This window comes from Streptomyces sp. NPDC058469 (genome assembly GCF_042721125.1).
Lineage (GTDB): Bacteria > Actinomycetota > Actinomycetes > Streptomycetales > Streptomycetaceae > Streptomyces.
Genome location: NZ_JBHXME010000005.1, coordinates 126,722 through 141,140 on the forward strand (window position 1 = coordinate 126,722; position 14,419 = coordinate 141,140).

The 14,419-nt window shown below is 70.1% G+C and carries 15 protein-coding genes; 10 read left to right on the plus strand and 5 right to left on the minus strand.

The window, feature by feature from the left end; genetic code table 11:
• Positions 1–2: 2 nt before the first annotated feature.
• The 3 genes from ACFWP5_RS05110 (at position 3) to ACFWP5_RS05120 (ending at position 3,083) form a co-directional block, all read left to right on the plus strand.
• Positions 3–950, plus strand: a complete 948-nt coding sequence (locus ACFWP5_RS05110; RefSeq protein ID WP_384150382.1) for an alpha/beta hydrolase — start codon at positions 3–5, stop codon at positions 948–950.
• A gap of 122 nt (positions 951–1,072) precedes the next feature.
• A complete protein-coding gene (locus tag ACFWP5_RS05115; protein WP_384150385.1) occupies positions 1,073–2,347 on the plus strand; it encodes a PucR family transcriptional regulator in 1,275 nt (424 codons plus the stop codon).
• Between the two features lie 94 nt (positions 2,348–2,441).
• Complete coding sequence (locus ACFWP5_RS05120) at positions 2,442–3,083, plus strand: cutinase family protein (RefSeq protein WP_384150388.1); 642 nt, start codon at positions 2,442–2,444, stop codon at positions 3,081–3,083.
• Positions 3,084–3,178: 95 nt separating this feature from the next.
• On the opposite strand, the gene ACFWP5_RS05125 is transcribed toward ACFWP5_RS05120, so the two are convergent.
• From ACFWP5_RS05125 to ACFWP5_RS05135, 3 genes are all read right to left on the minus strand, one after another.
• Positions 3,179–4,861, minus strand: coding sequence for a hypothetical protein (locus tag ACFWP5_RS05125; protein ID WP_384150563.1), 1,683 nt, complete (start codon positions 4,859–4,861; stop codon positions 3,179–3,181).
• Between the two features lie 206 nt (positions 4,862–5,067).
• A complete protein-coding gene (locus ACFWP5_RS05130) occupies positions 5,068–5,502 on the minus strand; it encodes an OsmC family protein (protein ID WP_384150391.1) in 435 nt (144 codons plus the stop codon).
• An 82-nt stretch (positions 5,503–5,584) separates the two neighbouring features.
• Positions 5,585–7,498 carry an N-acetylmuramoyl-L-alanine amidase gene (locus tag ACFWP5_RS05135; RefSeq protein ID WP_384150394.1) on the minus strand — a complete coding sequence of 638 codons (1,914 nt, stop codon included), beginning with the start codon at positions 7,496–7,498 and terminating at the stop codon, positions 5,585–5,587.
• A 344-nt stretch (positions 7,499–7,842) separates the two neighbouring features.
• Between ACFWP5_RS05135 and ACFWP5_RS05140 the strand changes: the two genes are divergently transcribed.
• On the plus strand, positions 7,843–8,109 hold the full coding sequence (locus ACFWP5_RS05140) for a hypothetical protein (RefSeq protein WP_384150397.1): 267 nt from the start codon (positions 7,843–7,845) through the stop codon (positions 8,107–8,109).
• Positions 8,110–8,252: 143 nt separating this feature from the next.
• Here ACFWP5_RS05140 and ACFWP5_RS05145 read toward each other — a convergent pair whose 3' ends face one another.
• Positions 8,253–8,864 (minus strand): TetR/AcrR family transcriptional regulator, encoded by a 612-nt coding sequence (locus ACFWP5_RS05145; protein WP_384150398.1) that lies wholly within the window; start codon positions 8,862–8,864, stop codon positions 8,253–8,255.
• A gap of 127 nt (positions 8,865–8,991) precedes the next feature.
• Between ACFWP5_RS05145 and ACFWP5_RS05150 the strand changes: the two genes are divergently transcribed.
• The gene (locus ACFWP5_RS05150) at positions 8,992–9,708 is read left to right on the plus strand and encodes an alpha/beta fold hydrolase (protein WP_384150401.1); all 717 of its coding nucleotides are present in this window, start codon (positions 8,992–8,994) and stop codon (positions 9,706–9,708) included.
• 78 nt (positions 9,709–9,786) lie between these two features.
• On the opposite strand, the gene ACFWP5_RS05155 is transcribed toward ACFWP5_RS05150, so the two are convergent.
• On the minus strand, positions 9,787–10,209 hold the full coding sequence (locus ACFWP5_RS05155; protein WP_384150404.1) for a secondary thiamine-phosphate synthase enzyme YjbQ: 423 nt from the start codon (positions 10,207–10,209) through the stop codon (positions 9,787–9,789).
• 123 nt (positions 10,210–10,332) lie between these two features.
• On the opposite strand from ACFWP5_RS05155, the gene ACFWP5_RS05160 reads away from it, so the two are divergent.
• From ACFWP5_RS05160 to ACFWP5_RS05180, 5 genes are all read left to right on the plus strand, one after another.
• On the plus strand, positions 10,333–10,416 hold the full coding sequence (locus tag ACFWP5_RS05160) for a putative leader peptide (protein WP_350495123.1): 84 nt from the start codon (positions 10,333–10,335) through the stop codon (positions 10,414–10,416).
• Between the two features lie 126 nt (positions 10,417–10,542).
• On the plus strand, positions 10,543–11,439 hold the full coding sequence (locus ACFWP5_RS05165; RefSeq protein ID WP_384150407.1) for an ABC transporter permease: 897 nt from the start codon (positions 10,543–10,545) through the stop codon (positions 11,437–11,439).
• Positions 11,412–12,179 carry an ABC transporter ATP-binding protein gene (locus ACFWP5_RS05170; protein WP_384150410.1) on the plus strand — a complete coding sequence of 256 codons (768 nt, stop codon included), beginning with the start codon at positions 11,412–11,414 and terminating at the stop codon, positions 12,177–12,179. Before ACFWP5_RS05165 ends, ACFWP5_RS05170 begins: the two co-directional genes overlap by 28 nt.
• A 42-nt stretch (positions 12,180–12,221) precedes the next feature.
• The gene (locus ACFWP5_RS05175) at positions 12,222–13,247 is read left to right on the plus strand and encodes an ABC transporter substrate-binding protein (protein WP_384150413.1); all 1,026 of its coding nucleotides are present in this window, start codon (positions 12,222–12,224) and stop codon (positions 13,245–13,247) included.
• A gap of 1 nt (position 13,248) precedes the next feature.
• Positions 13,249–14,391 (plus strand): LLM class flavin-dependent oxidoreductase, encoded by a 1,143-nt coding sequence (locus tag ACFWP5_RS05180; protein WP_384150416.1) that lies wholly within the window; start codon positions 13,249–13,251, stop codon positions 14,389–14,391.
• Positions 14,392–14,419 lie beyond the last annotated feature (28 nt).

The window sequence follows — 14,419 nt, forward strand, 5'->3', positions numbered from 1 at the left end:
CCATGCCGCACCACCACCCCCACGGGATATCCCGACGCGCCGTCACGAGGGCAACTGCAGCCACGGGACTGGCCGTTCTGTTCGGTGCCACGACCGCCGTAGGACGGGCCCGGGCCGCGACGCAGATCTCGGCGCGCACGTTCGACGTGTCCGTGTCGTCGCCGGCGCTCGGCCGCAGCGCGCCGGTGCGGGTGATCCTGCCGTCGGACTTCGACGCGCAGCCCGGACGGACGTATCCCGTGCTGTATCTGCTGCACGGGGCGCACGACGACTACACGTCGTGGACCCGGGAGACGGACATCGAGGCGTTCACCGAGGGCAGGGACCTGATCGTGGCGATGCCGGACGCGGGTCCCACCGGCATCCCCAGCACCTGGCGCGGCGGTCCCGACTACGAGACCTTCCAACTCCAGGAGGTTCCGGCGCTGTTGGCCCGCGACTACCGGGCGTCCGGTGTGCGTGCCGTCGCCGGGGTGTCCACGGGCGGCTATGGCGCGATGGCGCACGCGGCCCGTCACCCGGGCGCGTTCACCGCCGCCGCGTCCTACAGCGGCATCCTCGACACCACGGCCCCCGGGGTGCCCTCGCTGGTGGACGCCATCGTCGCCCGCGAGAGTCTGGCGCCCCGCTCCCTCTGGGGCAACCCCCTTCTGGACGCGCTGACTTGGCAGGCCTTCAACCCGCGCGCCCGGGCCGGCGGACTGCGCGGGACACCCTTGTACGTGTCCAACGGCAGTGGTGTGGCCGGGGGTTCGGGCGACTGGCTGCCCGAGGCGTTGGAGAGTCTGCTGTGGCCCTCCGCGCACAGTTTCACCGGCGTTCTCGCGCTGCTCGGCGTTCCGGTCACCACGCACTTCTACTCGGGAGGAGGTCACAGCTGGGCCTACTGGAAAGGGGAGTTCACCACCTCGTGGCCGATGCTCGCCGGTGCGCTGGGGCTGCCGGAGTGATGTCGGTGCAGCCGGGGCACGGAACGGAGCGCAGGGGACGACCGTCCAACACGGGACGTCCCCCTCGCCTCACGGGCAACAGTCCGTGGGCGAGCCGCCTCCGGGGGAAAGGAGTGTCCGTCGTGGCCGTCCCCACCCCGCGCGGAGTACCCACCGAGCCCGGAACCGCGCTGGTTCCACCCGACCTGGCCGAGCTGTTGCGTGCCCAACTCGCCGCCGTCTGCGACGAGGTCGAGGACGTGGTCCGCAGACAGGTCCCCGACTACGCGCGGCCGGCCGACGGGACCTACCGCGAGAACCTCAGGTCCGGGGTGGTGCAGGCGCTCACGCTGTTCGTCGACCACATCGCGGACCCGCACGGCCAGAACGCCGCGATGGCGGCGGCGTACTACGAGGAACTCGGGCGCGGCGAGGCCCTGGAGGGCCGCAGCCTGGACGCGCTGCAGTCGGCGATCCGCGTCGGCGGGCTGCACGCCTGGCGGCTGATGGGCCGTACGGCGGAGGAACTCGGCCTGGATTCGGCGGTGGTGTCCGCGCTGGGAGAGCTGGCGTTCCGGACCGTGCACGAGGTCGCGGAGGCTGCCGCCGCCGGGTACGCGGAGGCGCAGTCGCGCAGCACGGACGAGGTGGAGCGGCGGCGCGGGCGGCTTCTCGATCTGCTGCTGGGCGAGGGGCCGGTGGCCCCGGAGGCGTTGCAGGACCTGGCGCACGGGGCGCGGTGGCGGGTGCCCTCGCAGGTCGCCGTCATCGCGCTGGCGGGCCCCGCGGACCCGCGTGCGGAGGACCGGCCGCCGGCGATGCCGGGCGCGCTGGCGGACATGGAGTCACGGCCGCCGCGCGTGCTGGTGCCGGATCCGGAGGGCTACGGCCGGTTCGGCGGGCGGTCGTTCGTCCTCGGCCTGGGCGGCCGTCCGGCGGCGATCGGTCCTACGGTGCCGGTCGTCGAGGCCGCGCGGTCCTTGCACTGGGCCACGCGGGCGTTGGGGCTGATGGGGCGCGGGGTGCTGCCCCGGCAGGGCGTGGTGCTGTGCGCCGACCATCTGTCGACGCTGCTGCTGCACAGCGACGAACCGCTGCTCGCCCAGCTGGAGTTACGGGCCCTGGCGCCGCTCGACGCCGCCTCCGAGGGCCAACGCCCGCGACTGGCCGAGACGTTGCTCGCCTGGCTGCTCAGCGGCAGCAACGTCCCCGATGTCGCCGCCCGCCTCCACATCCACCCCCAGACGGTCCGCTACCGCCTGCGTCAGCTGGAGAAACTCTTCGGCGCGTCCCTGCACGACCCCGGCACCCGGCTGGACCTGATCCTCGCGCTGCGTTCGGCGGCATTGCGGGAGGGTGACCGCGACTCACGAGGTGACCGCGACTCACGAGCCGACAAAAACAGAGAGAGTTTCTGAATTCCCGTCCATAACACCGGGAACGGGAACGCGAATACCTTCGGGACAGTCCTTTCCACAGGCGCTTCACGCGCCCCACCCTCAAAGGATCCCCATGCGTATTCGATTGTGCCTCGCCGCGCTCTCACTGGTCGGCGGGGCCGGGCTCACCACCCTCTCCGCACCCACCGCATCGGCCGCCACCTGCTCTGACCTCGACGTCGTGGCGGCTCGCGGCACCTTCGAGCCGGGCACACTCGGCCTGATCGTCGGCGACCCGGTGTTCTCCGCGCTCCAGAAGAAAATCACGGGCAAGAGTCTCTCCAGCTATGCGGTGAACTATCCCGCCGACCTTTCCCTCACGTCCGCCGCGACGGGAAACGCCGATGTGGTGAACCACGTCAACGCGCAAGCTGCCGCCTGCCCCAATCAGCGTTTCATTCTCGTCGGCTATTCGCAGGGCGCGAACGTCGTCGACAACTCCATAGGAATCAGCAGCGCCGGCGCGGTGGTCGGCAGCCCGATCGTGGCGACCATCCCCGCCGCGCTCGCGCCGAGAGTCGCCGCCGTGCTGCTGTTCGGCAACCCGATCCGGGCCCTCGGCAAGAGCGTCACCGGCACGTACCAGAGCCGCACCATCGACTTCTGCGCCAACGGTGACCCCATCTGTCAGAACGGCGGGACCGACGTAGGGGCACACCTCGGCTACACCTCCGACGCCGACGCGGCGGCCACGTTCGCCGCGGGCAAGATCTGAGCCGTAGCGTCACGGCAGAGCCCGAGCAACACGGCAGGGCCCGGGAGTTGATCCTCCCGGGCCCTGTCGGTGCGCGAACGGCCGTACGAGGACGGCTACTTGGGCGACTGCTTGGGTGACGCGGCGAACGCCGCGAGGCTGCTGGAGACGACCTCGGGGTGGCCGTCGTTCTGGACGGGTGCCGCGGTCAGTACGTCGAGGTGCTGGTAGCCGGGGGCGATCACGGGGTGCAGGCCGGCCGGGATGTGACCGGCCAGCAGTCCGTCGCCCGCGAGGACGGTGAGCGTCGGGTTGGCGGTCAACCCGCCCGGGTGCACGAGGAGTTGCCGCACCTGCGGTGAGGTGGCCAGCTCGATGTCGGTGACCAGCTTGGTCGGGAAGTACTGCTCGGTGAAGTCCAACGGCTGCTCCCCCATGCTGCGGGCCAGCTCGTGGATGTCGGTGACCTCCTTGCCGGCGTCGGTGAACGGAGTGCCGTCGGCCGACCGGTAGCCGGGGTCGTCGGCGGCGCCGACACGGTCGTAATCGCGCCAGGTGTAGAGCGGCCCGTGCGGCTGTGCGGGAATCGCCTTGTACTCGACGCCGAACAACTGCGACTGGTCCGAACTCCCGTTGGCGGCAGGGAAGTTCTTGTCGACGATCGGCCCGCCGTCGAAGAAGCCGACGCTGCTCTGCAGGAAGGCCAGCGGCACGGAGTTGTCGTCCATCAAGGACCCGAGCACCGCGTCGTTGGTGAGCCGGAAGTCCTTCACGGCGGGCGAGCCGGTGAGAAACGTGGCGGCGTCCTTGGAGAACAGGAAGCGGTTCGTGGCCTCGATGTTGACGTTGGAGGGGAGGTAGGACGGCAGGTCCGCCTCGCCGCTCGGGTCCTGTACGGCGCCCAGGCCCGCGATGGCGAGCAGGGTCATCGTCTCGGGGTTGAGCAGCACGGGCGCGGACAGTGAGCGGGACAGGATCCCGCTGTCGAGCCCGGCCTGTACGACGCCGTAACCGAGCCCGATATCAGGCAGGTTGGTGTCGTCCGGGATGCTGCCGCTCAGGTCCGCCAGTGAGGTGGAGATCGTCGTGTCGAGGGCGAAGTACCCGGCGCACTGGTTCTGCCCGGCGTCCGCCGTGGTCGCGGGGTTGCCGTCGAAGTCGGCCGCCGCGAAGTACCCGGTGATGACACCGCCGAGCGAGTGCCCGCCGCACAGCACCTTGCGCTTGCGCAGCCCCTGGTCGGGCAACTCGGCCACGAGCAGGTCGTATTCGTCGCGCACGGTCTGTTCGATGCCGAGCCTGGCCATCCAGCCGAGCTGGTCGTTGCCGACGAACCCGGCGAAGGTCCGGCCGCCGACGGCCTTGCCCCGGTAGTAGTAGTCGACGGCTGTGTGCTGGTCGCCGGAGGCGATACCGGTCGGATCCTCAAGGCAGTTGGAGCGCCGGTCCAGGGCCCAGAACTCGATGTGCCGTCCCTGCGCGGCTGCTTGGGCGACCGTGTCGCGGGCGACGCTGTCGAACGCTCCGGCCCCCTCCAGGATGCCCGGCTGCGCCACGAGGATCCGGTCGGCGTCGGCCGACGCGCTCGGCCCGTCGGCGGCACGGTAGCGCAGATACGACAGCCAGTCGCACGCCGTCGGACGGGCGCCGAACGACTGCGGCAACGGCACTTTCACCCGCACCACCGACTCGGCCACACCGTCGGCGGGATGCGTCGACGCCACCGGGATCTCGGTGCGCGCACCGTCTCCCTGGGCCTGCGGAGCGGCGGCGGTGAGCGCGCCGGCGGTCAACAGCACCGCCAGCGCGGCACCGCGCCACGTACGTCCTCGGCTCGTGGCACCGCGCCACGAACTTCCTCTGCTGCGACTCGTCTTCATGGCCGGACCGTAGGACGGTCGGACCCCCGGGATCAGGCGGTGCTCACAAGAACGCAGCTCGCGACGGCACCCTTGTCACCTGCTCGCAGAGAACCCGACAGAGAACTCCACAGGGGACGAGAGGGTCAGACGTCCTTGATCGTCACGGTGACGGGCGTGCCGGTCTCGACGGTACGGCTGACCGTGCACAGCCGGTCGTGGGAGACGGTGACCGCCCGGGGCAGGATCGCGCGGGCCCGGTCCCCGGCCTCCCCCTCCGGGAAGGTCACGGCGAAGGTGACCGCCAGGTCGGTCATCCGGTTGCCGAGGTCGTCGCTGACCTTGTTGCCGGTCACCGTGACGGTGAACCCGTCCGGCTCCGCGTGCCGGGTGGTGGCCACGTCGACGTCGGCGGCGGTGCAGCCCCCGATCGCGGCGAGCAGCAGCTCGACCGGGGTGAAATCGGTGGCACCACCGACGGCGGTACCGAAGTCGATCGTGCCGCCGCGGGCGTTGGTCGCGGTGAAGCGGCCGGGGGCGGTGCGGTCGACGGTGACTTGGCGCAGGGGGTTGTCGCTCATGGGGAGATCCTTGCAGAGCGCCCTGGCGAAAAGCCTCCACCGGTGCGGGCAGGACGTAGGTGTGCCGCCCGCACCGGACGGTTCAGGAGACCTGTGAGGCGTCGACCAGGACGACTCGGTGGTTGTACTGGATGGTGTAGTACTTGGCCGCGCCGGTGACGTAGGTGTCGCCCGAGACGAAGAAGTCGTCGGCGCTGACCGGGGGTTGGGTGGCCACGTAGGCCTGGCCCGCCGGGAAGCCGTAGACGGTCAGGGGCTTCTGCGTGGACGGGGACAGGCCCGACGGGTACTCCGACGCCTGCGGGTAGCCGGAGCCGTAGAGGGTCGCGGCCTGGTCTCCGGAGTGGAGGACCCTGGCGCCGGGCGCGGCACAGGTGTTGACGCCACCGGGGTTGTGGAACCACACCTTCGCGCCGCTGAACCAGATGGCGGTCCAGTCGCCGTCGACGCCGGCGACCACGAACTGCTGGCCTGCCTGGACGGTGCTGCCCCAGTCGTGGATCGAGTCGGTGCCCGCGCTCGCGCCGGGGTGGATGGCCGGGTCGGCGAACAGGGGCGCGTCCGCACTCGGAGCGGTGCGCACGGGAAGGAAGTTGGAGGGCGCGGTGCTGTCGGTGCACGCGGTGGTGGCGCCTGTGGGGTCGTCGGCCGGGCAGACCTGGACGGTCTGCTGGTTGGCCGCGAACTTCGGGCTGATGGTGACCGCCGAACCCACCCTCGGGGCGTGCCGGGCGGCGCTCTGCGCGAGGGCCGCCCTCGACGGGGCGACCATGTTCATGAATGCCGTCCAGTCCCAGTAGGGGCCGGGGTCCCAGTGCATGCCCCGCACGTAACTGTCCTGCGGGCCGGGCACGTTGTCGTGGCCGATGATGTGCTCGCGGTCGAGCGGGATGTCGTACTTCGCGGCGAGGTACTTCACCAGATCGGCCGTCGCCCGGTACTGCGCCTGCGAGTACCAGGTGGCACCGTGCGCGGCGTAGCCCTCGTGCTCGATGCCGATCGAGTGCATGTTGAACCAGTAGTTGCCGGCGTGGAACGCGATGTCCTTGGTGTGGGTCATCTGCGTGACGGCCGCGTCCGAGGCCCGCATGACGTAGTGCGCCGAGTCGCCGGAACCCGCCGTCTGGAAGGTCTTGATCGCGGCGTCGTAGGACGACTCGGTGTCGTGCAGGACGATGTACTTGATCTGCACGCCGTCGCCCGGCCGGCCCGCCACCTGCCCGTTGGAGGCGGCCGCGGCGAGGAAGGTGCAGTCCACCGTGGCGGAGCACTCCGTGTCGGTGGCCGTCGCGGCGGCCTTCAGCTTCAGCTCGGACAACTGCCGCGTCTCGGGGTGGACCGCTCGCTGCGCCGCGAGGCTGACGTGCTGTCCGTCGACGGTGGTCCGCGAGGCGCCCGAGGACACGGTCTTGAAGACGCGGTCGGCGAAGAGCTGCGCGGCCTTCTTGTCCGACGACTGGCTGTACTTGGCCACCGCGCCGTACCAGTCGGCCGGATCGGCGGAGCCCTTACCCGTCAACTCCCGCTGGTACGAGGCGAGTAGGGCGGCACCGGCCCGGATGTTCTCACGGTCGTCGGTGCGCAGCTTCGTCGCCGGAGTGCCGGTGAGGTCGGCCGCCGCGTCGAGGGTGTGCAGGGCCGGGTCCGACGTCAGCTCGGCGAGGTCGCCCCGGCCTGCGGCGCCCGCCGCACCCCCGGACACCATGGCGGCGGTGACGTCCGTCAGATTCATCGGGCCGTATCCGCCCGAGGTGTTGTAGTGCCCGTCGTGGTCGTCCCACTGCGACTCCTGGTACGACACGGCCAGGAGCACGGGCAGCGGTACGCCGAACTCCTCGGCCGCGTCGGTGAAGGAGGACTGCCGGTCGGCGCCCGGGGTCTGGGCGGCCTGCGCCGTCGACGGCAGAACGGCGAAACAGCCTGCGGCCACGGCGCCGCCGGCCAGGATTCCGGCCAGCACCTTCCGGGGTGATCTTCTACGCGAGGATTGCTGCAACGATCTTCCCTTGCATGGAGTGCCCTGAGGCAGACGTGCGGGGCGACGCCTGCCCGAACCACTGTGCGGAAGCCTCCAGCATCACCCACCGGACTTCACAACTCCCGCAACCGACAAGCGAGTCGGCGTCTGCATCAGCGGTGTCACTGGCCTCGACGTCATCCGGTGCGGCCCGGTTCCGGCGGCACCATCTCGCATCGCGCTCTTGTCGCCATCGTAAAAAAACGTCAACACCTACGGAGAAGAGCTCTCCACTTCCACCGTGGCGACCTCTTCCACAGCGACGACCTCGATGCAAGAAGTTCCGTGACTGAGGACAAGACAGAGGACAAAGGAGTCCACCCATGCTCGTTGCTCCGACATCGCGTCTACGACACCGCATGAGAGGCCTCGTCACCACACCGGCCGTGGCGGCGACCGGTCTCGGCGTGGTCGCCAACCCCGCGATCGCCCATGCCACCGACTCCGACTCCACCTCCAACTCCGGCCCTGGCTACACCACCGGGCACGGCGACGCGGACGACCAGATCCCGATCCAGCAGAGCCAACGGCTGCACTCCGCGCTGAAGTTACCCCGAGGAGAACTCGCGCCGGCTCTGGCAGGAGCATGAGTTCCCGCCCCTGCCGCTGAGGCCCTGCGGCCCTGCGGCCCTGACACACGCTTGCCGCCAAGGCCATGACAGCCGAAGCGCCGGCTCGCGGTGCGTGCCGCGTCGTCGCTCCGCCTGACGGGGTGTTGCGGCTTCTCGCGGGTTCAGCCTGGACGGCGGAAGGCTCCGTACCACTGGTTGGCGGCCAGCTCGCGAGCCACTGTCGCGTCGCGATCGGGATCGCCCGTCAGAGCCTGATGCGCGATCACCCGGAAGCCACCGTGCACGATGACCTGGCTGGCGGTGGCCGGGTCGACGCCGGCGGCTGTCTGCCCCTTCGCTTGCGCCTGCCTGATCCAGCGCTGGCACAGCTCCTGGAAGGGATCTAGCTCGTCGGCCCAGAGCCGGCCCACTGTTGAGTCACGGCCCGCCAGTTCCAGCATGGCGCGCAGGACATGGCGCCGCTGCCGGTAGTAGCCGATCACCTCTCCGAGGGTGTCGCCCAGAAGGTTGAGCGCGTCCGGTTCGTCCGGCGACCAGCTGCTCATCAGCTGGTACGAGCCGCTCTTGAGACCACTGGCCAGACGAATCAGCAGCGCGCTCTTTTCCTTGAAGTACAGGTACAGCGTGGACCTGGCGACGCCGGCTTCATCCGCGATGCGCTGCATCGACAGGACGGAGAACGAGGCGCCCTCGGCCAACAGCCGTTCGGCCGCGGCCAATACACCCACCTCGATGGCGCCCGCCCGATCTTCAGCGCCCCGGTCGTCGATCATCTTCCCAGTCTAGGCGGGGCAGTTGTGATCTCGGTGACGACCTGCCCTGGGAGGTCGTGCTCGGTGCTGGCGTTGCGAAACTCGTCGGACTTGGCGTCCGAAATACCCAAATACCAAGGAATGACGCATGACTACGTATGTGATGATCCCGGGGGCGTGGCACGGTGGCTGGTCATGGGCACCCGTCGCACAACGTCTGCGGGCCGCCGGCCACCAGGCAGCCACCCTGACCCTGCCGGGTCTGGGCGACGGCGACGATCCGCGTGATCGCCGCCTGAGCGCCGCGGTCGATCACATCGTCCGATTCGTTGTCGACCGCGATCTGCGGGACGTGGTCCTGGTCGCACACAGCTGGGGCGGATACCCGGTCAACGGCGCGGCCGGTCAGCTCGGGGACAGGCTTGCCGGCATCGTGTACTACGGCGCCCAGATCCCGGTGACGGGACGGTCCCTCGTCGACGACAATCCGGCCGAAGCCGAAGCCATGCTCCGCGGCCTGATCGACTCCTCGCCGACCCGGTCCATCGCACCCACCCTTGAGTTCGTCCAGCACATCTTCATGCAGGATGCCGCACCCGAGGTTCAGCGGCTGGTCGCCGACCTCCTGACGCCCATGCCCGGGGACTACTTCCTCGACCCGGCCGAAGGGCCTGCCGTGACAACCCTCGGCATCCCGCTGCACTACCTGCTCGGCGACGAGGACCACGCACCGCCGCACCCGGGCGAAGTCTTCGCCCGGCGCGCCGGCCTGACGCCCATCGCCGTGCCCGGGACCCACGAGGGCCTGCTCACCCACCCCGAGGAGATCGCCAAGGCCATCCTCGCCACCAACGCCGCCCACTGAACGAGGGCTTACAGGCCCGCGGGGGCGCGCCATCCCCGCGGCGGAACGTCCACCGGACAGGTCGTCACACCCCGGCCCTCAACCGAGGAACGACAACCGAACGTGCCTGTTCGGGTTATCCCTGTTCGTGTCGACGAGACACACCGACTGCCACGTCCCCAACTCCAGCCGCCCGCCCACCACCGGCAACGTCGCATGCGGCGGTACGAAGGCCGGGAGGACATGGTCACGGCCGTGCCCGGGGCTGCCGTGGCGGTGCTGCCAGCGGTCGTCGGCCGGGAGGAGGGTGTGCAGGGCGGCGAGGAGGTCGTCGTCACTGCCGGCGCCCGTCTCCAGGATCGCGACGCCCGCGGTGGCGTGGGGGACGAAGATGTTAAGGAGGCCGTCACGGCCGGCCGCCGCCTCCCGCAGGAAGGCCTCGCAGTCGCGGGTCAGGTCCATGACCCGCTCCCTGGAACCGGTGGCGACGTTCAGGACACGGGTGGTGAAGGCAGCTGACATGCCTCCCATCCTGACCCATCCGTCGGGCTCCACGCCCGATCGGTCGCCCAGCCCGTGATACGAGGGGTCCAGTCCGCGAGACACCGTTGACCGTGCCACGCCATCTGACCTATTTTCGGCCGCATGTTGCGTTCAGTTCTGCTCACCACGCGCGGTCACATCGACCTGCTGCGGGTGGCCTCCGCCGCGTGTCGCCGCGGCTGCTGACGCCTTCTTCCGCCTCACCCCTCCTTCTCCCGCACTCCGCCGTGCCCGTGCACACCGTCGTGGCACGGCGGCGTTGAGGCGTACCCCCCTCCTCACCGGACGCTCTCCCCCACCCGTGGAGCACCCATGAGCATCAGCCACGCCCCGCCCGACTCTTCCGAGCCGGATATCTCTCTGATATCCGACGCCAAGAAGACCGACACGGACGATCACTCCTCCCTCGATCTCGTCCCCCTCGTCCCCACCTCCTCTCGCCGCACCCGCGTCCCCCGCTGGCTGCGCCGCACCACCGGCCCGCTCGTACTGCTCGCACTGTGGCAACTCCTCAGCAGCACAGGGGTGTTGACCTCCGACGTACTCGCCTCCCCCGGACGCATCGCCCAGGTCGGCTGGGATCTGATCGACAGCGGTTCACTGACCTCGGCCATGGCCACCTCGCTCCAGCGGGTCGCCATCGGGCTGCTCCTCGGCACCGTCATCGGCACCGGACTCGCCCTCGTCTCCGGTCTGTTCAGGATCGGCGAGGACCTGGTCGACGCCCCCGTGCAGATGCTGCGGACCGTGCCCTTCGTCGGACTGATCCCGCTGTTCATCATCTGGTTCGGCATCGGCGAGGCCCCGAAGGTCGCCATCATCACGCTCGGCGTGACCTTCCCGCTCTATCTCAACGTCTACGCCGGAATCCGGGGCGTGGACAGCCAGTTGATCGAGGCCGGGGAGTCGCTCGGGCTGTCCCGCTGGGGGCTCGTCCGGCATGTGGTGCTGCCGGGTGCGCTGCCCAACGCGATGACCGGGCTGCGCTACTCCCTCGGCATCGCCTGGCTGGCCCTCGTCTTCGCCGAGCAGATCAACGCGGACGCCGGCATCGGCTTCCTCATGGTGCAGGCACGGGACTTCCTGCAGACCGACGTGATCGTGGTCTGTCTGATCGTCTACGCCTTCCTCGGCCTGCTGGCCGACTTCCTCGTCCGCACTCTCGAAAGGCTGCTGCTGCAATGGCGACCGACGTTCACGGGCCGGTGACTACCGAACCGGCGACCCCATCGCCGGTGACCACGCAGGCGGTACGTGTCGAGGGGCTGACCCGTTCCTTCGACGGCCGTGCCGTCATCGACAAGCTTCAACTCGACGTGCGGCAGGGCGAGTTCGTGGCGCTGCTCGGCCGCAGCGGCTGCGGCAAGTCCACGTTGCTGCGCATCCTCGCCGGGCTCGACCGGGACATCGAGGGCACCGTCCTCGTGCCGCGCCGCAAGGCCGTCGCGTTCCAGGCGCCTCGCCTGATGCCGTGGAAGAAGGTGTGGCGCAACGTCCTGCTCGGGCTGCCCGGGAAGCCCGAACGGGCCGTAGCGGAGAAGGCGTTGGCGGAGGTCGGGCTCGGGGATCACTCCGACGCGTGGCCCAAGACGCTGTCCGGCGGTGAGGCGCAGCGGGCCTCGCTGGCCCGTGCGCTGGTGCGCGAGCCGGATCTGCTGCTGCTCGACGAGCCGTTCGGCGCGCTCGACGCGCTCACCCGGATCAAGGCCCAGCGGTTGGTGGGTGAGCTGTGGCAACGGCGGGGCTGTGCCGTCCTGTTGGTGACGCATGACGTCGAGGAGGCCGTGCTGCTCGCGGACCGGGTCCTGGTGATGGACGAGGGTGTCATCGCGCACGAGCAGCGCATCGACCTGGACCGGCCGCGCGACATCACCGACCCCCGGTTCGCCGAACTGCGTGCCGGACTCCTGGAACGCCTCGGCGTCGACACCGCCGCCGAAGCCGCCTGAACTCCCCCACGCACCACACCAGTTACCGAGAACGGAACCCCCATGCGACGAAGCCTCGTCCCCGCCGCCCTGCTGCTCCCCCTCGCCCTCCTGCTCACCGCCTGCGGCGGGAACTCGGCCGCCGAGACCTCGACGGGCACCGACGGCAAGGGCTCCCTCACGCTCAACGTCGGTGACCAGAAAGGCGGTTCGGAGGCGGTGCTGCGAGCCGCCGGTGAACTCAAGCACCTGGACTACAAGATCAAGTGGTCCACGTTCACCTCCGGCCCGCCCCTCCTGGAAGCCGTCAACGCCAAGGCCGTCGACATCGGCGGTGTCGGCAACACCCCGCCGGTGTTCGCGGCGGGCGCCGACTCGAAGATCAAGGTGGTGGCCGCCTGGCACGGCACGTCCGAGGGCGACGCCATCCTCGTGCCGAAGGACTCGAAGCTCAGCGAACCGCAGCAGCTCAAGGGCAAGTCCATCGCCGTGGCGCAGGGTTCGTCCGCGCACTTCCAGCTGGTCGCCTCCCTCAAGGCGGCCGGGCTCACCATCGGCGACGTCAAGGTGAAGTACCTCCAACCGGCCGACGCCCTGGCCGCGTTCACCTCCGGCAAGGTCGACGCGTGGGCGGTGTGGGACCCGTACACCTCGCAGATCCTCCAGACCAAGAAGGGCCGCGTCCTCACCACCGGCCAGGGCGTGACCAACGGGCTCACCTTCCAGGTGGCGGCGCCCGGCGCGCTGGCGGACAAGAAGAAGTCCGCCGCCATCAAGGACTACCTGGACCGGCTGCGCCGCGCCCAGACATGGGTGTTCGCGCATCAGGAGGACTGGGCGAAGGTGTGGGCGAAGGACACCGGGCTGCCGTACGAGGTGGCGCTGGCGTCCGTGAAGCGGACCAACTCCACCCGCGTCTCGGTCGCGGTCGACAAACCGCTCATCGCCTCCGAGCAGCAGATCGCCGACGCCTTCACCCAACTCAAGCTGATCCCGCGGAAGGTGGACTTCGCCGACTTCGTGGACACGCGCTACAACGGCAATTTGCCGGCCTCCACCTCCACTCCGCGTACCACGGGAGGTTCGTGACATGAGCGTGCGTCTGCACTGGTTCCTGCCGACCGGCGGCGACGGTCGCACGCTCGTCGACCGGCACGCCTACGGGCCCAACCGCGCGGGCGCGGTCCGCGGGGTGCGTCCGCCGGACATCGAGTACCTCGCCCAAATCGCCAAGGCCGCCGAGCAGTTGGGCTTCGAGGCGGTCCTGACGCCGACCGGCACATGGTGCGAGGACGCCTGGCTGACGACGGTCGCGCTCGCGCAGCACACCGAACGGCTGAAGTTCCTGGTGGCGTTCCGCCCGGGGGTGATCTCGCCGACGCTGGCCGCGCAGATGGCGGCGACCTATCAACGGGTCACGCGGGGGCGGCTGTTGCTCAATGTCGTCACCGGTGGCGACTCGGCCGAGCAGCGGCGGTTCGGCGACCATCTCGGCCACGACCAGCGGTATGCCCGTACGGACGAGTTCCTGTCGGTCGTACGAGGGGTGTGGCGGGGAGAGCCGTACGACTTCGACGGTGTCCACTACCAGGTAGAGGGCGGGCTGACCGCGCTGCCGCCCGATCCGGTGCCGCAGGTGTTCTTCGGTGGGTCGTCGGCGGCGGCCGGGCCGGTCGCCGCCCGGCATGCGGACGTGTATCTCACCTGGGGAGAACCGCCGGCGCAGGTCAAGGAGAAGATCGACTGGATTCGCGGACTGGCCGAGCGGGAGGGGCGGGACGTGCGGTTCGGGGTGCGGCTGCACACCATCTCGCGGGACTCGTCGGCCGAGGCGTGGGCGACCGCGAACCGGCTGCTCGACGACCTCGACGCGGACACGATCGCGGCCGCGCAGGCGGCCCTCGGGCGCAGCGAGTCGGTGGGCCAGCGGCGGATGCTGGCGCTGCACGGCGGTTCGCGCGCCGAGTTGGAGATCCACCCGAACCTGTGGGCGGGCGTCGGTCTCGTCCGGGGCGGCGCGGGCACCGCGCTCGTCGGCAGCCATGCCGAGGTCGCCGATCTCATCGAGGAGTACCACTCGCTGGGCGTCGAGCACTTCGTGCTCTCCGGGTATCCGCATCTGGAGGAGGCGTACTGGTTCGGCGAGGGCGTGATTTCCGAGCTGGCGGCGCGTGGACTGGTCGAGGGGAGGACGAAGGTCGGCTTGCCGTTGCTCGTGAGCGGCGGGCGCTGAGCGGCCGGGAAGATCCACGGCCCCGGCG